The following is a 19,787-nucleotide window of genomic DNA, read 5'->3' on the forward strand; positions in this document are numbered from 1 at the left end:
TGTCCCACTCTCTTTCTTTTTCCCCTCCAGATTTTTGCTAAAAAATATGATATAATGATGAAAAAATAAGAAAAGAGAAAACCATGACCATTCCAAGTTTTGGTGAAAAGAAACAAGATGTTGCGTATGTGAACCGATACGGTGTCTACGCTGTTATTCCCAATAAGGACCAGGATCAGATCATCCTCGTTCAAGCTCCAAATGGGGCTTGGTTCTTACCTGGCGGGGAAATCGAAGCGGGTGAAGATCACTTGCAAGCTCTGAAACGGGAACTGATCGAAGAATTAGGCTTTACTGCTATTTTAGGGCAATACTATGGCCAAGCAGACGAGTATTTTTATTCTAGCCACCGGGATACCTACTACTACAATCCTGCCTATATTTATGAAGTCGTCGACTACACAGAAACTCAAAAACCACTGGAAGATTTTAACAATCTTGCTTGGTTCCCAGTAGAGGCAGCGATCGAAAAACTCAAACGTGGCAGTCATAAATGGGGCATTGAACAGTGGAAAATTGCCCATAAAAACTAAAGGACTTCTTTCACAAAATAAAAAAAAGTGCTATAATAAATGAAGATAGAGGTCAGGAGGAACTCATATGAAGCTCATTAATACCACCAATAGTCATGCTGCACTGGTCAAGAGCCAACTTGCCAGCACTGACGCCTTGCTTGTCGAGGTTTATTCCGCGGGCAATACTGATGTTGTTTTTACACAAGCCCCAACCCACTATGAATTATTGATCAGTAACAAACACCGTGCTATTCGTGAAACTGAAGTAGAATTAATTCGTGAGTTCTTTTTAAAACGTAAGATTGATCTTCAAATCATTGACCAATCCGCTATTAAAACCCTCTACTCCGATAAACTAATTGAAATTTCCTTTCCAATTACAAAGTAAGGCCAATTTGCCTTACTTTTTTTATTTCCTTAATGCATGAATTTATAGACCATTCTAGCCATAAAAAAAAGAGGCTGGGACAAAAGTCCTAGCCTCTCAATTATTTTTGGATTGTCGAGCAAGACGCAGTGGTTGAGTGGGCTATACCACACTGATTTCATCAGCTTTTACAGCCCTACTCAACTGTGCGGAGGTGGGACGACGAAATCGAATTCTAACGAATTACCGATTTCTGTCCCACTCTCTTTTAATGTCTTTTATTTAGCTTCAAATCCTTCTGCGACTGCGTCTGCAAAGTTCTCTTCGACGATGCTTGCACAGTGATCACAGATGGTTGCGTGGTAGTGACGTTCAGCCGTTGTTGGATCGATGCGACGGCAACGGTCACAAACTTCACCAGCGGCACGTTCAACTGTGAAGGCTACATCTTCAAAGGTCACTGCACCTTCTGGAGCTGGGCCTTCTGCGATCGTCAACTCAGAAACAATCAAGAGTTGGGCAACATTGCTATCAACAGCTCCAAGAAGTGTTTTCACGACTTCGTTTGGATAAACTGTCAAGTGAGCTTCAAGTGATTTACCAATCACTTTTTCATTCCGTGCTTCTTCCAAGGCCTTTTGCGCTTGACCACGGAAGTCCATGAAGGCTGACCAGGTATCCAAGATTTCTTCTTGGTTGGCAAACGTTTCTGCTTCTGGCAATTCTGACAATTGAATGAAGTCTTCCGCTTCAAACTCAAGATAAGACCAGATTTCTTCAGCAGTGTGAGGAAGAATTGGCGTCAAGAGTTTCGTGATTTTCACAAGGATATCATAGAAAACTGTTTGCATTTGACGGCGTTCAAGGGATTTAGCTCCTTCGATGTAAACAACATCCTTGGCAAAATCTAGGTAGAAGGCAGACAGGTCAACGTTGATAAAGTTGACTAGCGCTTTGTAGATCGTCAAGAACTCAAAGTTTTCATAAGCGTCACGGATGATCTTGACAAGCTGGTTAAAGCGAATGGTCATGTACTTGTCAACAGAACGAAGTTCTTCGTAAGCTACTGCATCCTCAGCTGGGTTAAAGTCAGAAGTATTGGCAATCAAGAAACGAAGAGTATTCCGAATCTTACGGTAAGTTTCAGACACTTGGCTCAAGATATCCATTGAGATACGCACGTCATTGCTTGAGTCTACACTGGTTACCCAGAGACGCAAGATTTCTGCACCAAATTGCTTTTCAACATCACTTGGAGCAATGGTATTTCCAAGAGATTTAGACATCTTCTCACCTTTACCATCCAAAGCAAAACCTTGAGACAAGATTTGTTTGTATGGTGCGACACCATGGTTCGCCACAGATGTGATAAGAGATGAGTTGAACCAACCACGGTATTGGTCTGAACCTTCAAGGTAAAGATCAGCTGGGTATTTGAGTTCTGGACGATTAACCACAACCCCATTCCATGATGAACCTGAGTCAAACCAGACGTCCATGATATCTGTTTCTTTTGTAAATTCGCCATTCGGTGAACCCGGATGGGTAAATCCTTCTGGCAAGAGGTCTTTCGCTTCACGTTGCCACCAGATAATAGAACCATGCTCTTCAAAGAGTTGAGCCACATGTTCGATGGTTTCAGCTGTCATGATTGGTGTTCCGTCTTCTGCATAGAAGATTGGAAGAGGCACACCCCAGGCACGTTGACGAGAGATGACCCAGTCACCACGGTCACGAATCATGTTATAAAGACGCACTTTCCCCCATTCTGAGTGGAATTTCACTTTTTCAATTTCGTCCAAGATATCTTGACGGAATTTTGATACAGAAGCAAACCACTGTGGCACTGCACGCCAGATGATTGGTTTTTTCGTCCGCCAGTCAAATGGGTAGGAGTGAGAGATTTCTTCTTGAGCAAGGAGCAAATCACCAAGTTTTTCGATAACCGTTGGAACAACCTTGTCATAGAACTGACCTGCAAAGTCAGGGCCAGCATTCTCCATCATGATTCCTCGTTCGTTAACAGTAACAGCAACTTCGAGGCCATTGGCAATCCCTACATTGTAGTCATCCTCACCAAAACCAGGAGCGGTATGGACGATACCAGTACCTGAATCAAGGGTTACATGCTCACCAAGGATCACCAATTCATCCACTTCAGGATCCCATGGGTGTTCTGTAACGATATGGTTCAATTCTTTTCCTTGGTAAGTCGCAAGGACTTCAGCATTTTCCCAACCGAATTTTTCAGAAAGACTTGGCAAGAGCTCAGATGCTACGACATACTTGCGGTCAGATCCAGCAGGTTTCACTACGACATAATCAAACTCTGCTCCTACCGTCAATCCACGAGAAGCTGTAACCGTAAATGGAGTTGTTGTCCAGACAACGATGTAAGTGTCTGTATCTAGGATACCCTTACCATCTTTAACCTTGTTCGCATAATAAAGAGACGTTGATACCAAATCATGGTATTCAATCTCTGCTTCAGCGAGGGCTGATTCAGAAGACCAAGACCAGTAAACTGGCTTAGCTCCACGGTAGATATAGCCTTTATTGGCCATTTCACCAAAGACGCGAATTTGCGCTGCTTCATAGTCAGGCGTCAAGGTTACATAAGGATGATCCCAATCACCTGAAACACCTAAGCGTTTAAAGTCTTCGCGTTGTTTATCTACTTGAGAAAGCGCATATTCACGGCAGAGTTTCAAGTACTCAACCAAGTCCATTTCTTTGCGTTTCACACCTTGTTTAGCCAAGACTTGCTCAATTGGCAAACCATGGGTATCCCAACCTGGAATATAAGGGGCATAAAATCCTGACATAGACTTAGAACGAACAATGATATCTTTTGAGATCTTGTTCATGGCATGCCCTACGTGAATATTTCCGTTGGCATAGGGAGGGCCATCATGAAGGGTAAAATGCGGTTTTCCTACATTCAACTCTTGACGGCGTTGATACAATTTTGCATCTTCCCATTCTTTTTGCCAAACTGGTTCTTTCGTTGGAAGCCCAGCCCGCATTGGAAAAGCTGTTTTCCCAAGATTCAATGTTTCTTTGAGTTTCATTGTGTCTCCTTATTGATTTAAAAGCTATAAAAAAAACACGAGCATCCTAAAAAGGACGATTGCTCGTGGTACCACCTTTGTTCGAGAAGTCGCAAGCGACCTTCTCCTCTCATCCCGTAACGAGGGAAACGTCCGTTCTTACTCAAGGGTTCAGAACGAATACTGTAAAAGGATCATCCATTAAGAGGGAGTGCAGATCTTCCACCATCATCTGCTCGCTAGACCTATCATTAATGGACCTGTTTTTACAAAATTATAAAATATTGACAGATTCACGATTTGCTTCATCTTCTGGTTGAACAGTTTCTTCAACCGCAACAACTTCTTCATTTTCATGACGAGCGTGCTCTGCTTCTTCTAAAGCAGATTGAACTTTTTCATTCAAACCTTCAAACGCTTGTGTTGCACCCAATTCTAAGTTAGCAGCTTCGATGCGTTTTTGCAATTCTTCGATTTCAGCTGGTGAGAATTGACGAGTCAAATCAATGTTATCATCTTCTGCATGATGATGGTGAACTGATTCACCCAAAGCTTTCTCCACAATTTCACGGAAAGCTTCATCACTTGTTTGAATGTACATAGCTGTTGGGCGAAGAATTTCATCCCATTCAGGTGTATCGATAATGCTCAATTGGCTTTCGATTGTTGATTTCAAACGTTGATGGAAGACGCGTGTCTTGTTCTTCAATTCCTCTGTTTCAACGGCAACCTTCTTGGCATTATCCGTTGCATGACGAAGGATTTCATTTGCTTTTTGTTTTGCTTCATCTACTAAGTGCTGTGCATCTTGTTCAGCTTGACGAACAATATTTTCAGAACGTTCGTTAGCAGCTTGTTTGACACGTTCAGCAGTATCTTGTGCAATCAAAACAGATTGACTCAATGAATCTTTCATTTCATCAAAATAGTTTAAGCGTTCTTCAAGAGCTTGAATTTTTGCTTCTTGATCATGATTTAAACGAACAAGATCTTCATAATCGCGAACAACGATATCTAGAAATTCTTCTACTTCGTTCGCATCATACCCTCTAAATTTAACGCCAAAAGTTTTATCTTTAATTTCTAAAGCAGTAAGAGCCATAACTCCTCCTCATTTTTTACTTAAGAGTACTTCAACAGTTACTTTATATTTTCCACTCTTTGAAATACCATTTTCAGAAACAATTTTAAGACGCCCAAAGCGTCGGACACTGACTAAATCATTCAGACCTACAGCATAGCTAACATTGAAAGTAGTCGCATAGTTAACTTTCACTAGACCAGAACTAATCAACTGACTAGCTTGTGAGCGCGAAAGCTTGAAGGTCCCAGAAATCACCTTATCTAACCGATAACTCGACACGAGAATATCTCGCTGCTGGCTTTCTTCCTCTATGATCATTTGTTCAGAGAGAGGAACTTCCCTCAGCTTAACAGGTACCCGAGAAATTTTCTGGATGTGATCCATGAAATAGTGAACAAAACGCTGTTCAACAAATACTTGGATCTTTCCATCACTTGTCAGAATATCTCCAAAGGACTTGCGCTCCACACCTAATTGGTGAACAATGGTCCCCAGTACCTGGGAATGGGTCAAGTGATGAAATTTTGAAGCATAGACCATTTCCAATAAGGCCAGATCAAAGTCACTTGGATCTAATTGGTAATAATCTGGAGCAACAATAACCTTGGCATACTCCATTTTCTGCTCATCACTGGAAGCAAAGACCTGTAATTGGTAGCTTGCCGCGACATTTCGTAAAATAGTGACCTGATGAGGGTTTAAAAAACCCGTCACCTCAACAGAATAGCGTTCCACCACTCTTTCAGACAATTCAATACAACGATCAATGAATTCGTGATCTTCGCGATTGAAATGTTGGTAAATCTCTGTCTGTCCCATCGTATTCTATCCAATCAAAAGTAGGAACAAGCGGGCTAATAACTGATTCATCAAGTTCAAGACCAAAAGTGCTACTAGAACTGTAAAATCCAAGCCCCCAAACTGCAATGGTAACTTTCTAAAAAGGCTCAAAAATGGTTCAACTAGGCGGTGAACCATTTGTCCAAGAGTACTCTGAGGTGCCCCAGGGAACCAAAAAAGTAAGGCATAGATCACAAGAATGATGGAATAGATTTGAATAATATTTGAGAGATATTGAAAGATAATCATCTTAGCGATTACGTTTCATATCATAGTCGAATTCTGTCACTTCCACATCATTTGGAAGGCGAATATCTTCCACATTAACGACTACATTAATTGGAGTCAATAAGTACATGGTGCTTGCAACACGGCGAAGATTTCCTGCCAAAACATAACGAGCCCCATCCAAATAATCCAAACAACGACGGGCTTGTACCTCTGTCATATATTGGAAGTCAATCAAGATACTCTCATTAGATAGTAATAGATCGACAATTTCAGTCGCTTCCTCGTATTTACGGGGATAGCGTACATCAATGGTAATCTTTTCATCTGTATTTGCACGATTAGCAGCCAATTCACGTTGACGTTCATGCAAGCGAGTGATATTTTCAGATGTATTTTTCGTTGTAGACACAGATTCCTTCACAGCTACTGTAGATACAGGAGTTGTAACAGGTGCGACAGGAGTCGGTTTTGGTTTTGGTTTTACCGGTTCTTTTTGACTAATCTGTGGACGTGGAGAAGTCACTTGAGGAGTTGGCTGTGGCTGTGGAACTGGTTGTGTTTCCGCACCAGCTGCTTTTGCCTCGCTAACTTCTACTTCTTCACCGTCTTCTGTGAAGTAGTCAATAAAGTTGTTAAATTTATCTTTTAATGACATAGTTCTTTCCTATTTAAAAAATGATGTCCCAATTCTAACATAAGTCGCTCCGTTCGCAATGGCTACTTCAAAGTCACGACTCATACCCATACTTAGTTCTGAAAAAGGCATATTTTTTAATTGTTTCTTTTCTAGTTGTTTCTGAAGTTGGTGAGTTTTTGAAAAAATATCCTGCAACTCTTCTTGACTAGCCTCAAAAGGAGCCATCGTCATTAAACCAACAATTTCAATTTTGTCCAGCTGTGCGATTTCCGCTAAAACATCATCCAGTTCATCGGGTGCAAATCCATGCTTACTTTCTTCACCAGAAATGTTCACTTGGAGGAAACACTTGATCGGGTGTTCTGCTCGCTTTTGAATTTCTTGAGCTAGCTTTACCGAATCCAAGGCATGAAAGTAATCGACGAGATTGATCACGTCTTTTACTTTTCGCCGTTGGAGGCTCCCAATCAAGTGCCAAGTGAGATCATACTCTTTTAGAGCTTGATACTTTTCTAGGAATTTATCAACACGATTTTCACCGATATGTTGGATACCTGTTTTCACCAGTGCTTCTGTTGTGGCAACATCTACATACTTGGTGACAGCTATCACATTGACTTGATCTTGACGGTTAGCTTTGTTTCTTGCTGTTTCAACTTGTTGCCGTACAAGATCAGCATTCTCTACCAGATTCATGATTAACGATTCCGGAAGAATGGTGGTGTTTCCAATTCATCATCATCTGAAGATGAATCTACGTAACGATCAACTTGATGTGTTGATGTTGGTTCAGTTTGGCGAACGATATTCTCACGACGAATATCCCAATCACCAAAGGCTGAGCCACGGTTTGGTTCTACCGCTGGACGACTTGGAGTTGTTGGCAATTCAACATCTTGTTTCAAATCAAATTCACGGTCAAATGGTGCAGCTTGTGGGCGTTGTTCACGTGGTCCTGTTTTATAAGGACGTTGTGAGGAAGCAATCCCGCTAACGCGTTCTACCTTGTCTTGACGGACACCAGTTGCAACAACCGTCACGCGGATTTCATCTTTAAGAGATTCATCAATAGATGTACCCAACCAGATGTTCACTCCGTGACCTGCAGCTTGGTTTACAATTTCTGAAGCTTCTTCAGCTTCGATCAATGTCATATCCAAACCACCTGTTACGTTGACGATCACGTCTTCTGCACCATCAATTGTAGTTTCAAGAAGTGGAGAGTAAATGGCTTTACGAGCTGCTTCGATAACGCGTTCTTCACCACTACCAACACCAATACCCATGAGGGCATTTCCTTTGTTTTCCATAACAGTCTTCACGTCTGCAAAGTCAAGGTTGATCAATCCAGGACTTGTGATCAAGTCAGTGATCCCTTGAACACCTTGACGAAGAACGTTATCTGCTTCACTCAAAGCTTCAAGAAGCGGTGTCTTCTTGTCTACAATTTCAAGCAAGTTGTTATTAGAAATAATCAACAATGTATCTACATGTTCGCGAAGTTCGTTGATCCCTTCAATAGCGAAGTTGCCACGTTTTGAACCTTCAAACCCGAATGGGCGAGTGACAACGGCTACTGTCAAAGCACCTACAGCTTTAGCAATACGAGCGATGACTGGTGCAGCACCTGTACCAGATCCTCCACCCATCCCTGCAGTGATGAAAACCATGTCTGCACCTTGCAAAGCCTCTGTTAACACTTCTTCGCTTTCTTCAGCTGCCTTACGACCAACTTCAGGTTGACCTCCAGCACCCAATCCACGAGTCAATTTTGGACCCAATTGGATAACTGTTTCAGCTTTTGCACTTGAAAGTGCTTGAACATCTGTATTAGCTGCGATGAATTCTACACCGGCAACGCCTTCGTCAATCATACGATTGATGGCGTTACCGCCACCGCCACCGACACCGATTACTTTAATTACTGCACCTTGTGCCGCTGCTGTGTCAAATGAAAATGTCATAAATACTTACACTCCTTAATCAAACATATTACCGATCAAATTTTTCATTCGGTCTGTGAATGTAGTTTTTGGTTCTTGTTTGCTATCATTGCTTGCTGCTGGAATTTCTTGAGCATCCACTGGAGATTCAATCTTCTCAGCATTGTATGCAGGTACTACCGGTTGTGCTGGAGCAGCAGGTTGTGGTTGTACTTGTGGTTGAACTGGACGATCAAATTGAATCGGTTGTTGACGCAAGACTTCGTCTCCATGAACCGCAGCCTGAGCAATAATATCCACATCTGTCAAATTGCCTGCATATTCAGACAAGCTAATTACATGGGCAAAAGCTGGATTGCGAATTCCAATTTGATTTGGAACAAACAATTTCACATTTACACCAAAGACTTCTTGAGCCAATTCTTCAACACCAGGAAGGATCGCCCCTCCACCGATAATCACAATACCACCAGGAAGATCCAACAAATGTCTTCTCTCAAGGTCTTGTTTGATTTGCTCAAAGATGTGTTTGATACGTGCTGAAATGATTTCAGCTAAATACTTCTCAGTCACTTCAACTGGCTCTACTTCACCGATGACTTCTACATGGAAGACTTCGTTTCCAGCAGATGGCACATAGGCCTCACCATAGTTGAACTTCAAGCCTTCTGCCAATTTTTGAGAAGTTTTCAATACTTTAGAAATATCTTTGGTAACATAATCGCCACCTTCTTGGTAGATATTTGTAAATTGAAGTTCTTGGCTACGAACAGATGCCACCGTTGTTTGGCCACCACCCATATCGATCACCGTTGCTCCGAATTCACGTTCGCCTTCATTCAAGACTGTTTTGATCATCGCAAGCGGTGAAATGATGATGTTTTCAACTTGTAAGCCTGCACGTTCAACGGTTTTACGCAAATTGTGCAAGATTGTACGAGGTCCTGTATAAAGAAGGCCACGCATTTCAAGTCGGATCCCCATCATTCCGCGTGGATCGCGGATTCCTTGGAAACCATCTACTGTGAATTCTTCAGGAATGAAGGTGATTACTTCACGATCCGGTGTCATACTTTTTGTGAGTGCAGATTTGACAACATTTTCAACATCTGCATCTGTGATTTCTTTCGAATCACTTGTGACTGGAATCATTCCTTGAGTTGCTTCGATTTGTAGTAAGTTTGCAGGCAACCCAACATTGACTAGATTGATTGAAATCCCTGCTTTTTCTTCAGCTTGGCTGATTGCATTTTTAATTGCATTTGAAGCAGCTTCGATATCTACTATAATTCCATCTTTGACGCCAGCACTTTTTGCATTGCTGACTCCAATTACATTCATTTCTCCATTGACATGTTCTGCCACCAATACTTTTATTGAACTAGTACCGATATCTAAACCTGTAAAAAAGCCGTCTCTAGCCATTACACCAGTCCTCTCTCTTTATTTGTTTTCACTTTACATCTATTTATAGCCCTTTTAGTTGGAACTATCCAAACTTCATTATATCACAAAGAAGCCTAAAATGGACATTTTTTCTTCAATTATTTGAGATAATTTATGGGCTTTACTCATTCCCAGAAGAATTCTCTCCTTCTGGATTCTGTTCTGGATTCTGTTCTTGGCTTGCTTCCTCAGAATGTTCTTCTTGCTTTTCTGTACTTTCAGCCTTTCCTTTTTCAGCTTGCTCTTTGGCAGCTGCAATGGATTGTTCACTATAGCTGAATACTCCAGCCTCCATATCAATGGTGGAATCATCGTCTAATTGCTTACTGATCGCCTTATAATAAGGAAGCTTGCGGGTAATTTGGGAAACAGGCACCAAGATTTTATTATCGTTTTTCATGGTGATGGTCACCAGATCCTTGGTGACCTTGCTCGGTGTCAGATCAACCGAAACAATTTTATCCGTAATGGAAGAAGAAATAGACTTCATTTCTTGGACAAATTGTCTAACCAATTCTCGATCTGAGAATTTCAAGCTAATATAGGAGGACGGCAATTCCGAAGCTGGAGTTACTGTCTCCACTACTTCTCCATTTTCCAATACTGGATAGTGGTCCTCTCCGGTCACATAATAGGCAACTACTTTGTGTTCCACGATATTGACTTTAAAGGTCACCGGGAATTGATAATGCATGTGAACCTCTTTGATCCATGGACTAGCCGTTTTCATATTTTGTTCATAGACCGATTTATGAAGGAAGGTCGTCAGAGTATAATCTTCTTCCTTAATGCGACTTTTTTCATACAAGAGTTGCTGATCAACCGCTTTGTTCCCTGAAAATTCAATTACTTTCTGTGTGGATAAGGGGCTTAAAAAGTAGATCGAGAGAAGGGCGACAATCGAGCTGATTCCGATAACCGGAAGGGCACGATAGATGTGGCGTTTTGCCACTGTCGGTTCCTTCTTTGGTTTTTTCGTCTTCAAGCCTTTAAAAAATGAAGGCTTTTTCTCTTGCTTCTCTGAAGGATCTAGCTCCTCTTTAGCCGGATCAACTTCTTCCTCTTCTGAGCTTTCTCCATCCGCATCTGGATCCTCTTTGGCCTCAGATTCATCTTCCTCTTCAGACTCTTTTCGTTCGTCAGATTCTTCCTCTGAGACGGAAGCTGTTTCTTTTTCTGAAAGGTCTTCGTCTTCTTGTGCTTCTTCTCTTTCAGTTTCCTCTTTTTCAGCTTCTTCCGCTTTTTCAAGCGCTTTTTTTTCTAAATATTCTTTGTTTCTTTTTTGCCAGGCTGACAATTCTGTAATTTTGTCATCCGTTGGCGTTTTTTTATTGTCGTCCGTCATCTTTTCCCTTACTGATATCTTTTTGAAGCAGGCCATAAAAATCGTCTAGTGAAAGGAGTTCTGTCGATTTTTCCATTGCTTGGTGGTAGACTTGACTTTGCTTCAACATTTCTTGAATGGTTTCATTAAAGGTTTCGAGGGTCAATTGATCTTCCTGCAATTGCTCTGCGTAACCTTTATCCACAAAATATTGGGCATTTTCAATCTGATCGCCACGGCTGGCTTCTTTTCCTAGCGGTACAATCAAATGGAGTTTGTTCATGGCCAAGAGTTCAAATAAGGTATTGGCCCCACCTCTAGTCACCACTAAATCAGCCTTCTGGAGCATGGGCAAATACTGATCGGTTACATAATCCACTCGATACAAGCCACCCTCAGCCTGATTCAAAGTTGAATCACCCGTCAAATTGATGATATTGTAGTGCTGCAAGAGCTCTGCTTTGTGCTCTGTCACAAATTCATTAAAGACACGCGCACCGGCTGATCCTCCGACAAAGAGAAGGGTAGGCAAGTCTTTTCGGAAACCTTTTGTTTTTTCTTCTAAAACTTCTGAAGTTGGCGGAATATGATCTGTGACCTTGGTTACCGCACCGATATGCTCACTCTTTGTCAAACCATGTGCTTGCTCAAAAGTCGTGTACATCTTGGTAGCAAATTTATAAGCAATTTTATTGGCCAATCCCATAGAAAGATCGGACTCATGGATATAGACAGGAACACGCGTGAGTCGGGCTGCGATCACTGGTGGCACAGAAACAAATCCTCCTTTTGAGAAGAGAACTTGTGGGCGCACACGAAGCAGGATTGCAATGGACTGGAGCGTCCCCCAAGCCACCTTGAACACATCCATCATATTTTGGAAAGAGAAATAGCGGCGCAATTTCCCTGTTGCAATTGAATGGAAGCGTACGTCTAAGCCAGACTTTTTGATCTCTTGGTATTCGATTCCTTTTTTGTCCCCAATATAATGGACTTCCCATCCATCTTCGATAAATTTTGGAATCAAGAGGAGATTAAGGGTCACATGTCCCACGGTTCCCCCACCAGTAAACATTATTTTTTTCATCTTATTTCAACCCTTTTACTGTAGCAAGGAATTCATCCCCACGCACTTCAAAATTCGGATACATATCCCAGCTGGCATTGGCAGGACTTAGTAGTACAACATCGCCAGGGCTAGCCAAGTAGAAGGCTTTCTTTGTAGCATCTGCTACATCTGCCGCATCGACATAAGGGACGCCTGCTTTATCGGCTACGCGTTTCACTCGAGGAGCTGATTCCCCTAGAATTACCATTTCCTTTAAGCCAGTAATGTGAGGCACCAATTCATCAAATTCATTGCCACGATCGAGCCCTCCTGCAATCAAGATCACCTTGCTGTTATCAAAACCAGACAGAGCTTTTTGTGTTGCTAAAATATTGGTCGATTTACTATCATTATAGAATTTGACACCTTGAATTTCATCCACATATTGAAGACGGTGTTTCACTCCTCCAAAGGCCGACAAGGTTTCTTTAATGACCTCATTCTCCACACCCCGGACTTTTGCAACCGCAATCGTTGCCAAGGCATTTTCTACATTGTGACTACCTGGAACGCCCAGTTCATCTGCACGCATAACAACTTCTCCCTTAAACTTGAGAAGTCCATCTTCCAAATAAGCCCCATCCACTTTTTCGACCGTTGAAAATGGAAGGACCCTTGCCTTGGTTTTTGTAGCGAGTTCCTTGGCCAAGTCTTGGTTGAAGTTCAAGACAATGACATCTTTTTCTGTCATATTCTTTTGAAGATTCCATTTAGCAGCTACATAATTTTCAAAAGAACCATGATAGTCGATATGGGTTGGCATGAGGTTGGTAATCACTGCAATCTCTGGATGGAAAGCTTCAATTCCCATCAATTGGAAAGAAGACAATTCCATGACCAGAACATCCTTTTCTGTTGCTGTTTGTGCAACTTGACTAGCTGGAAAACCGATATTCCCAGACAATAGACCACCTTGACCGGCAGCTGTCAAGACTTCCCCGATCATGGTTGTTGTCGTCGTTTTTCCGTTTGATCCTGTAATCCCAATAATTGGCGCATCCGAAATCAGATAGGCCAATTCCACTTCAGTGAGGACTGGAATGCCCTTTTCAAGCGCTTTTTCGACCATCGGATTGGAATAAGGGATTCCTGGATTTTTGACCATGACTGCAAAGTCTTCATCCAACAATTCCAGAGGGTGACCTCCTGTCACAACTTTAATCCCTTCTTCCAGTAAACTTTGTGCTGCTGGATTTTCTTCAAAAGGTTTGCCATCATTGACGGTCACAATCGCTCCTAAGCGATCCAACAAACGGGCAGCTGACTCGCCTGACTTAGCCAAACCTAATACAAGAACCTTTTTATTTTCAAATTGTTTCACAAATTTCATGATTTCTTCGCTCCATTTTTATCACTCTCTATTTTACCTTTTTTTAGCAAAATTAAAAAGCCCAAAGGGCTTTAAAAATCACGTCACCGTTTATTTTTTCTGTTTGGTCGTCATTTTGGAAATATCCACCAAAGCCAGGTAGCCAACAAAGGCGAGAAAGGCACCGACAAAAAACTCAGACGGTAGTTGGAATATCTGAAAAATGGCCAGACAAGTTAGTACGATAATGGAGACGATCAAGACCACCATTGTGACACTGTTTAAGGTTCCACGAATACTTTTTGGGGTCATAAAAAGGTAAAAAAGGAGAATCAAAATCCCTAAGATAAAATAGACCATTTTGTTTCTCCTTTCTTTCCGTATTATTCAGCAGCTGCTGATTTTTTCTTTTTATTTGCTTTTTCGCGTTCTGCTTTGTTCAAGATTTGTTTCCGCAAACGGATAGATTCAGGTGTTACTTCCATGTACTCATCGTCGTTCAAGAACTCAAGAGATTCTTCCAAGGTCAAGATACGAGGAGTCTTGATAACCGCTGTTTGGTCCTTAGTAGCTGAACGAACGTTGGTCATTTGTTTTGCTTTCGTAATGTTTACGGTCAAGTCGTTCTCACGAGAGTTTTCCCCAATGATCATTCCTTCGTACACTTCTGTACCTGGATTGACAAAGATCGTACCACGTTCTTCGATAGACATAATAGAGTAAGTGGTTGCTTTTCCGTTATCGATTGAAACAAGCGCACCACGGTGACGTCCACCGATTTCTCCTGGAATCACTGGCAAGTATTGGTCAAAGGTGTGGTTCATGATTCCGTAACCACGTGTCATTGACAAGAACTCTGTTGAGTATCCAATCAAACCACGCGCTGGAACAAGGAAGACCAAACGAGTTTGACCGTTACCAGTTGAGATCATATCCAACATTTCACCTTTACGTTCAGAAAGGCTTTGGATAACAGATCCTTGATATTCTTCTGGTGTGTCGATTTGCACGCGCTCAAATGGTTCACATTTGACACCATCAATTTCCTTGATAATAACTTCTGGACGAGATACTTGCAATTCGTATCCTTCACGACGCATGGTTTCAATCAAGATAGACAAGTGCAATTCCCCACGTCCTGAAACTGTCCATTTATCAGGTGAATCAGTTGGGTCAACACGAAGAGAGACGTCTGTTTGCAATTCCGCTTGCAAGCGTTCTTCAACTTTACGAGAGGTCACCCATTTCCCTTCACGACCAGCAAATGGTGAGTTGTTAACCAAGAAGGTCATTTGAAGGGTTGGTTCATCGATGTGAAGGATTGGAAGAGCTTCAACTGCGTCTGTCGGTGTGATGGTTTCTCCAACGAAGATATCTTCCATACCAGAGATAGCGATCAAGTCACCCGCTTTAGCTTCTTGAATTTCACGACGTTCCAAACCAAAGAAACCAAAGAGTTTGGTAACACGGAAGTTCTTAGTTGTTCCATCCAATTTAGAAAGGGTTACTTGGTCCCCAACTTTTACAGTACCACGGAAGACACGTCCGATACCGATACGTCCAACGAAGTCGTTATAATCAAGCAGGGATACTTGGAATTGAAGGGGCTCATCTGAGTTATCAACTGGAGCTGGGATGTGATCAATGATGGTATCAAAGATCGGTGCCATTGTGTGCTCTTGATCAGCTGGATCATCTGAAAGTGAAGAGGTTCCGTTGATCGCTGATGCATAAACAACTGGGAATTCCAATTGGTCATCATCCGCACCCAATTCGATGAAGAGCTCAAGAACTTCATCTACAACTTCTTCTGGGCGAGCAGATGGTTTGTCGATTTTGTTAACTACAACGATCGGAACAAGGTCTTGTTCCAAGGCTTTTTTCAATACGAAACGCGTCTGAGGCATGGTTCCTTCGTAGGCATCTACGACCAATACAACCCCATCGACCATTTTCATGATCCGTTCCACTTCTCCACCGAAGTCCGCGTGTCCTGGTGTGTCCATGATATTGATTCGAGTTCCGTTATAAGCAACGGCTGTATTTTTAGCAAGGATCGTGATCCCACGTTCCTTTTCAAGGTCGTTTGAGTCCATTGCACGTTCTTGCAATTCTTTACGTTCATCCAAGGTGTGCGATTGTTTCAACAATTCGTCTACCAAGGTTGTTTTACCATGGTCAACGTGGGCAATGATCGCAACGTTACGAATATCTTCTCTTAATTTTGTCATGATTTCCTCTATAAAATTTTAAATAATATTTCTAACTGAACAATTATACCACAGTCCTATCTAAAAAACACAGTTCAGCTAGTTGTAAATGTTTTCATCTTCATTTCTTTTCTCCGACTCGATTTCCTTTTCTTTTCATGATACACTGATGATAAGAATTTCAGAAAAAGAGGCTCCCATGAGATTAGATCAATTGATGGCAAACCATCAGTACGCTCGCAAAGACATCAAACAACTTCTGGCCCGAAGGCAAATCTTGGTCGATCACCTACCAGCTCAAAAGCTATCCCAAAACATCGACCCTGGACTCCAACAGATTCAAATCGGGGAACGAATCATTCAAGAACCGCGTCACCACTACTACATGCTCTATAAACCTATCGGGGCCGTGACTGCCAAAAGAGACGCCCACCATCCAACGGTGATCGAGCTAGTGGACCCCCAGCAAGAGTACCCAGATCTCTATCCGCTTGGTCGCCTCGATCGCGATACCAGTGGTCTGCTCCTCATCACAGATAATGGTCCCTTAGGCTTTCAACTGCTCCATCCTCAATACCATGTGGAGAAAGTCTATGAGGTAGAAGTCAATGGTCCGCTCTATGCAGCCCACATCGAGCAATTTCAGAATGGGATTTCATTCACGGACGGCCCTATCTGCAAGCCTGCTTCCTTAACTATTCTAGAAAGTAACCCCAGCTACAGCAAGGCCCAGGTCCGAATCTCAGAAGGAAAATACCACCAAGTGAAAAAGATGTTTTTGGCCATTGGAGTCAAAGTAATGACCTTAAAACGCTTGTCTTTTGGTCCCTTCACCTTGGATCCTCAGTTAGCCCCTGGTGAAAGCCGGCCTTTGAATGAGGTAGAGCTCACATGGGTCAAATACTACCTTGAAAAAACGAGATAAAAAAGCTCTAACCACACACTTTGTGCAGTTAGAGCTCTTTTTTATTAAGCGTCTTTTTTCACTTTCCCATTCCAAGAATCAAGACCATAAGACAAGACATAAATGTCTGTATAACCCTGTTTCTTAAGATATAGGGCCGCATTGGTTACACGCGAACTACGGCTATTCTCATAGAGCAAAATTGGTTTGTCTTTGCGCAAGGCTGCAAGACTCAATTTCAACTGAGTAGAAGGAATGTTGCGTGCTCCTAAAATATGCTTGGCATGAAACTCAGCTGGCTCTCGCAAGTCAATCAACTGCCCTTGACGAATCAGCTCTTCAAAGGTTGCATTGTCCACAAATTTAGCAGCTTTACGGATGCGGAAATAATTAAACGCCATCCATCCAAACGCTCCTAAAATAGCCAACCAAACAATGATATTTCCCATTACTCTACCTCACTCTTTTTCAAAAATTCTAATTCTTGCTTGTGTTCTCTTCTTAAAACGGTATCGGCTTCTAAATAATCGAGCCGCTCCATCAGGCCTGCATCATAAAGACGTTGAAGCTCAATTTTCATCAATTCGATGTCATAGAGGCGCTTCCCTACGTAAATGATGATTCCAAAACGTTTTAAAAATTGTTGAACATCATACAGGTTTTTCATGTTCATTATTGTATCAAATTTAGAAAGGCTTTACAAGATTTTCAAGCAAATGATGACATTTTCCGATTGCTTTACGAATAAATAAGTATGATTAACTTTTATTTTTTTACCATCGGTACTTGCATCGCCTCTTTTTTGGGACTAGTTGTCGATCGTTTCCCAAACCAATCCATTCTCGCTCCTCGCAGTCATTGTGATCACTGTCAGCACGTCCTTGGAGTTTGGGATCTCATCCCCATCATCTCGCAACTACTCCATCGCTTTCGCTGTCGCTACTGTCATCAGCCCTACCCATTTTGGTACTGCCTTTTTGAGATCTGGAGTGGCCTGCTCTTTTTAGCCTGCGCCAATGGTTTCCTTTCTCTGCCTCAGCTTCTAACACTACTGGGAGCTGCCGTTTTAGCTATCTATGACCTTCGCTTTATGGAATACCCCTTGGTCATCTGGTGCTGTCTCCATACCCTGGTCCTCTTTTTATCCGGTAGTAATCTCCTCATGCTGGTCTTTTTACTCCTTGCGATCGAAGCTCACTTTTTCTTTATCGGAATGGGAGCAGGAGATTTCCTCTTACTCGCCACCTTTTCGCTCAGCTTTTCTTTTACCAAGATCCTCGTTCTCATTCAGATCGCATCCATCTTAGGCATTCTCATCTTTGCTCTCAAAAAAGAAAGAGACCGGATTCCCTTTGTTCCCTGTCTCTTTCTCAGTTATCACGCTTTACTGCTTTATACGATGTTTTGTAGATAAGATTGCTTAATTTGCAGCCTTCGCTTCTAGATAATCAGCAATAGCAGCTACGTCCTTGTCCCCACGTCCGGAAACATTGATGATGATGATCTTGTCTTTATCCAATTGTGGAGCACGTTTAACCGCTTCTGCAATCGCGTGTGAGCTTTCAATAGCTGGGAGGATCCCTTCTGTCTTACTGAGAAGAAGAAGAGCTTCTACTGCTTCATCATCTGTTGCTGCTACGTATTCGACACGACCAGAATCTTTAAAGAAAGCATGCTCTGGACCAACCCCTGGGTAGTCCAAACCAGCAGAGATCGAGTACACTGGCGCTACTTTTCCATCTTCGCCAAAAACTGCATAGGTCTTCATCCCATCAACCACACCGATAGTCCCTTTGGTCATGGTCGCTGCGTGCTGATCGGTATCCAAGCCATGACCAGCTGCTTCTACCCCAATCAAGCCGACTTCCTCTTCTGCGACATATTCAGAAAAGGCACCGATGGCATTGGAGCCACCACCGACACAGGCAATCACATAATCCGGCAAACGACCTTCTTTTTCCAAGATTTGACGTTTAGATTCTTCACTGATCACCTTTTGGAATTCATGCACAATGGTTGGGTAAGGGTGAGGGCCAACAGCAGAACCCAAAACGTAAAAGGCATCCAGATCCGCCATCCATGCTCCAAACGCAGCATCCACGGCGTCTTTCAAGGTCTTAGTCCCGGTTTCAACCGCATGAACGGTTGCCCCCATCATTTCCATGCGAAAGACATTCAAGCGTTGGCGTTCCACATCTTCTGCCCCCATGTAGACATCACAGGCCATGCCAAACTTAGCTGCCGCAGCTGCTGTAGCTACACCGTGTTGACCGGCTCCTGTTTCAGCAATCACGCGCGTTTTGCCCATGCGTTTAGCCAAGAGGATTTGCCCCAAGACGTTATTTAATTTATGCGAACCTAGGTGATTCAAGTCTTCGCGCTTCAAATAAATTTTTGCTCCACCTAAATGATCTGTCAAACTTTCCGCAAAGTAGAGTGGTGTTTCGCGTCCAGAATAATCTTTCAAATAATGTTTGTATTCTGCGATAAATTCTGGATCATTTTTATACTGTTCAAAGGTTTCCTCTAATTGATTGAGCAAGTTTTGAATGGGTTCTGGTACGAAAGATCCACCAAATTGTCCGAAATAGCCTTTTGTTTCTGTCATGATTATGTCCTCTTTTCTATATCTTTAATCCTGTTTATGATCTTTTTCTCTCGCGGGTCCTTTGAGCTGCAGTCTCACTGGGTTCCTTTGAGATACAAAAAACCTCACACAGAAAAATCTGTGTGAGGACGATTCGATACCGCGGTGCCACCTCAATTGTAGGAAGACATTCTTTCTCCTACATCTCTGACCTGTCTAGCAACAGGGTGCA

Annotated in this window: 20 protein-coding genes and 1 other annotated feature (1 of these 21 running past the window's edge); of the genes, 4 read left to right on the forward strand and 16 right to left on the reverse strand. The window is 42.4% G+C overall.

Going from position 1 to position 19,787, the window contains the following annotated elements; translation table 11 throughout:
• Positions 1-83 precede the first annotated feature (83 nt).
• Positions 84-533 carry an NUDIX hydrolase gene (locus tag NML76_RS09670; protein ID WP_061590937.1) on the forward strand — a complete coding sequence of 150 codons (450 nt, stop codon included), beginning with the start codon at positions 84-86 and terminating at the stop codon, positions 531-533.
• Between the two features lie 67 nt (positions 534-600).
• Positions 601-903: a DUF1827 family protein gene (locus NML76_RS09675; RefSeq protein ID WP_061590938.1), complete on the forward strand. Its 303-nt coding sequence runs from the start codon at positions 601-603 to the stop codon at positions 901-903.
• A 257-nt stretch (positions 904-1,160) separates the two neighbouring features.
• Here NML76_RS09675 and ileS read toward each other — a convergent pair whose 3' ends face one another.
• The 13 genes from ileS to typA form a co-directional block, all read right to left on the reverse strand.
• A complete protein-coding gene (gene ileS, locus NML76_RS09680) occupies positions 1,161-3,953 on the reverse strand; it encodes an isoleucine--tRNA ligase (RefSeq protein WP_254733398.1) in 2,793 nt (930 codons plus the stop codon).
• A 253-nt stretch (positions 3,954-4,206) separates the two neighbouring features.
• The gene (locus NML76_RS09685) at positions 4,207-5,034 is read right to left on the reverse strand and encodes a DivIVA domain-containing protein (protein WP_227197637.1); all 828 of its coding nucleotides are present in this window, start codon (positions 5,032-5,034) and stop codon (positions 4,207-4,209) included.
• A 9-nt stretch (positions 5,035-5,043) separates the two neighbouring features.
• Positions 5,044-5,835, reverse strand: a complete 792-nt coding sequence (locus tag NML76_RS09690) for an RNA-binding protein (RefSeq protein WP_254733400.1) — start codon at positions 5,833-5,835, stop codon at positions 5,044-5,046.
• Positions 5,836-5,841: 6 nt separating this feature from the next.
• Positions 5,842-6,105, reverse strand: coding sequence for a YggT family protein (locus NML76_RS09695; RefSeq protein ID WP_254733402.1), 264 nt, complete (start codon positions 6,103-6,105; stop codon positions 5,842-5,844).
• A 1-nt stretch (position 6,106) separates the two neighbouring features.
• Positions 6,107-6,742, reverse strand: a complete 636-nt coding sequence (locus NML76_RS09700; protein WP_254733404.1) for a cell division protein SepF — start codon at positions 6,740-6,742, stop codon at positions 6,107-6,109.
• 9 nt (positions 6,743-6,751) lie between these two features.
• Positions 6,752-7,420: a YggS family pyridoxal phosphate-dependent enzyme gene (locus tag NML76_RS09705; RefSeq protein WP_003011742.1), complete on the reverse strand. Its 669-nt coding sequence runs from the start codon at positions 7,418-7,420 to the stop codon at positions 6,752-6,754.
• Positions 7,421-7,422: 2 nt separating this feature from the next.
• Complete coding sequence (gene ftsZ, locus NML76_RS09710; RefSeq protein ID WP_003005955.1) at positions 7,423-8,688, reverse strand: cell division protein FtsZ; 1,266 nt, start codon at positions 8,686-8,688, stop codon at positions 7,423-7,425.
• 15 nt (positions 8,689-8,703) lie between these two features.
• Positions 8,704-10,092, reverse strand: a complete 1,389-nt coding sequence (ftsA, locus tag NML76_RS09715) for a cell division protein FtsA (RefSeq protein WP_003005953.1) — start codon at positions 10,090-10,092, stop codon at positions 8,704-8,706.
• Positions 10,093-10,234: 142 nt separating this feature from the next.
• On the reverse strand, positions 10,235-11,458 hold the full coding sequence (locus NML76_RS09720) for a cell division protein FtsQ/DivIB (protein ID WP_254733406.1): 1,224 nt from the start codon (positions 11,456-11,458) through the stop codon (positions 10,235-10,237).
• Entirely contained in the window at positions 11,442-12,524 is a 1,083-nt protein-coding gene (locus NML76_RS09725) for a UDP-N-acetylglucosamine--N-acetylmuramyl-(pentapeptide) pyrophosphoryl-undecaprenol N-acetylglucosamine transferase (protein WP_150905496.1), read from the reverse strand. The genes NML76_RS09720 and NML76_RS09725 overlap by 17 nt, the downstream gene beginning before the upstream one ends.
• A 1-nt stretch (position 12,525) precedes the next feature.
• A complete protein-coding gene (gene murD, locus NML76_RS09730; RefSeq protein WP_004219948.1) occupies positions 12,526-13,875 on the reverse strand; it encodes a UDP-N-acetylmuramoyl-L-alanine--D-glutamate ligase in 1,350 nt (449 codons plus the stop codon).
• 90 nt (positions 13,876-13,965) lie between these two features.
• On the reverse strand, positions 13,966-14,214 hold the full coding sequence (locus tag NML76_RS09735; protein WP_004219693.1) for a DUF3165 family protein: 249 nt from the start codon (positions 14,212-14,214) through the stop codon (positions 13,966-13,968).
• 23 nt (positions 14,215-14,237) lie between these two features.
• A complete protein-coding gene (typA, locus tag NML76_RS09740; RefSeq protein WP_003017941.1) occupies positions 14,238-16,085 on the reverse strand; it encodes a translational GTPase TypA in 1,848 nt (615 codons plus the stop codon).
• Between the two features lie 178 nt (positions 16,086-16,263).
• On the opposite strand from typA, the gene NML76_RS09745 reads away from it, so the two are divergent.
• Entirely contained in the window at positions 16,264-16,989 is a 726-nt protein-coding gene (locus tag NML76_RS09745) for a 16S rRNA pseudouridine(516) synthase (protein WP_254733408.1), read from the forward strand.
• Between the two features lie 44 nt (positions 16,990-17,033).
• Here NML76_RS09745 and NML76_RS09750 read toward each other — a convergent pair whose 3' ends face one another.
• Positions 17,034-17,417, reverse strand: coding sequence for a rhodanese-like domain-containing protein (locus tag NML76_RS09750; RefSeq protein ID WP_070594381.1), 384 nt, complete (start codon positions 17,415-17,417; stop codon positions 17,034-17,036).
• Positions 17,417-17,635, reverse strand: a complete 219-nt coding sequence (locus NML76_RS09755) for a YqgQ family protein (protein WP_003017930.1) — start codon at positions 17,633-17,635, stop codon at positions 17,417-17,419. The genes NML76_RS09750 and NML76_RS09755 overlap by 1 nt, the downstream gene beginning before the upstream one ends.
• Before the next feature lie 87 nt (positions 17,636-17,722).
• On the opposite strand from NML76_RS09755, the gene NML76_RS09760 reads away from it, so the two are divergent.
• Positions 17,723-18,382, forward strand: a complete 660-nt coding sequence (locus NML76_RS09760; RefSeq protein ID WP_254733410.1) for an A24 family peptidase — start codon at positions 17,723-17,725, stop codon at positions 18,380-18,382.
• Between the two features lie 6 nt (positions 18,383-18,388).
• On the opposite strand, the gene trpB is transcribed toward NML76_RS09760, so the two are convergent.
• Positions 18,389-19,576 (reverse strand): tryptophan synthase subunit beta, encoded by a 1,188-nt coding sequence (gene trpB, locus NML76_RS09765; protein WP_254733412.1) that lies wholly within the window; start codon positions 19,574-19,576, stop codon positions 18,389-18,391.
• A 121-nt stretch (positions 19,577-19,697) separates the two neighbouring features.
• Positions 19,698-19,787 (reverse strand) — a binding site (T-box leader); it runs 146 nt beyond the window's last position.

Origin of the sequence: Streptococcus sp. CF8_Ac1-9, from assembly GCF_024295565.1 — a bacterium.
In the GTDB taxonomy this organism is placed as follows: domain Bacteria; phylum Bacillota; class Bacilli; order Lactobacillales; family Streptococcaceae; genus Streptococcus; species Streptococcus parasanguinis_X.

What these genes read in the sequence shown, in the direction of transcription:
- NML76_RS09670 (WP_061590937.1), top strand. Translation starts at nt 84, where the DNA reads ATGACCATTCCAAGTTTTGGTGAAAAGAAACAAGATGTTGCGTATGTG.
- NML76_RS09675 (WP_061590938.1), top strand. Translation starts at nt 601, where the DNA reads ATGAAGCTCATTAATACCACCAATAGTCATGCTGCACTGGTCAAGAGC.
- ileS (WP_254733398.1), bottom strand. Translation starts at nt 3,953, where the DNA reads ATGAAACTCAAAGAAACATTGAATCTTGGGAAAACAGCTTTTCCAATG.
- NML76_RS09685 (WP_227197637.1), bottom strand. Translation starts at nt 5,034, where the DNA reads ATGGCTCTTACTGCTTTAGAAATTAAAGATAAAACTTTTGGCGTTAAA.
- NML76_RS09690 (WP_254733400.1), bottom strand. Translation starts at nt 5,835, where the DNA reads ATGGGACAGACAGAGATTTACCAACATTTCAATCGCGAAGATCACGAA.
- NML76_RS09695 (WP_254733402.1), bottom strand. Translation starts at nt 6,105, where the DNA reads ATGATTATCTTTCAATATCTCTCAAATATTATTCAAATCTATTCCATC.
- NML76_RS09700 (WP_254733404.1), bottom strand. Translation starts at nt 6,742, where the DNA reads ATGTCATTAAAAGATAAATTTAACAACTTTATTGACTACTTCACAGAA.
- NML76_RS09705 (WP_003011742.1), bottom strand. Translation starts at nt 7,420, where the DNA reads ATGAATCTGGTAGAGAATGCTGATCTTGTACGGCAACAAGTTGAAACA.
- ftsZ (WP_003005955.1), bottom strand. Translation starts at nt 8,688, where the DNA reads ATGACATTTTCATTTGACACAGCAGCGGCACAAGGTGCAGTAATTAAA.
- ftsA (WP_003005953.1), bottom strand. Translation starts at nt 10,092, where the DNA reads ATGGCTAGAGACGGCTTTTTTACAGGTTTAGATATCGGTACTAGTTCA.
- NML76_RS09720 (WP_254733406.1), bottom strand. Translation starts at nt 11,458, where the DNA reads ATGACGGACGACAATAAAAAAACGCCAACGGATGACAAAATTACAGAA.
- NML76_RS09725 (WP_150905496.1), bottom strand. Translation starts at nt 12,524, where the DNA reads ATGAAAAAAATAATGTTTACTGGTGGGGGAACCGTGGGACATGTGACC.
- murD (WP_004219948.1), bottom strand. Translation starts at nt 13,875, where the DNA reads ATGAAATTTGTGAAACAATTTGAAAATAAAAAGGTTCTTGTATTAGGT.
- NML76_RS09735 (WP_004219693.1), bottom strand. Translation starts at nt 14,214, where the DNA reads ATGGTCTATTTTATCTTAGGGATTTTGATTCTCCTTTTTTACCTTTTT.
- typA (WP_003017941.1), bottom strand. Translation starts at nt 16,085, where the DNA reads ATGACAAAATTAAGAGAAGATATTCGTAACGTTGCGATCATTGCCCAC.
- NML76_RS09745 (WP_254733408.1), top strand. Translation starts at nt 16,264, where the DNA reads ATGAGATTAGATCAATTGATGGCAAACCATCAGTACGCTCGCAAAGAC.
- NML76_RS09750 (WP_070594381.1), bottom strand. Translation starts at nt 17,417, where the DNA reads ATGGGAAATATCATTGTTTGGTTGGCTATTTTAGGAGCGTTTGGATGG.
- NML76_RS09755 (WP_003017930.1), bottom strand. Translation starts at nt 17,635, where the DNA reads ATGAAAAACCTGTATGATGTTCAACAATTTTTAAAACGTTTTGGAATC.
- NML76_RS09760 (WP_254733410.1), top strand. Translation starts at nt 17,723, where the DNA reads ATGATTAACTTTTATTTTTTTACCATCGGTACTTGCATCGCCTCTTTT.
- trpB (WP_254733412.1), bottom strand. Translation starts at nt 19,576, where the DNA reads ATGACAGAAACAAAAGGCTATTTCGGACAATTTGGTGGATCTTTCGTA.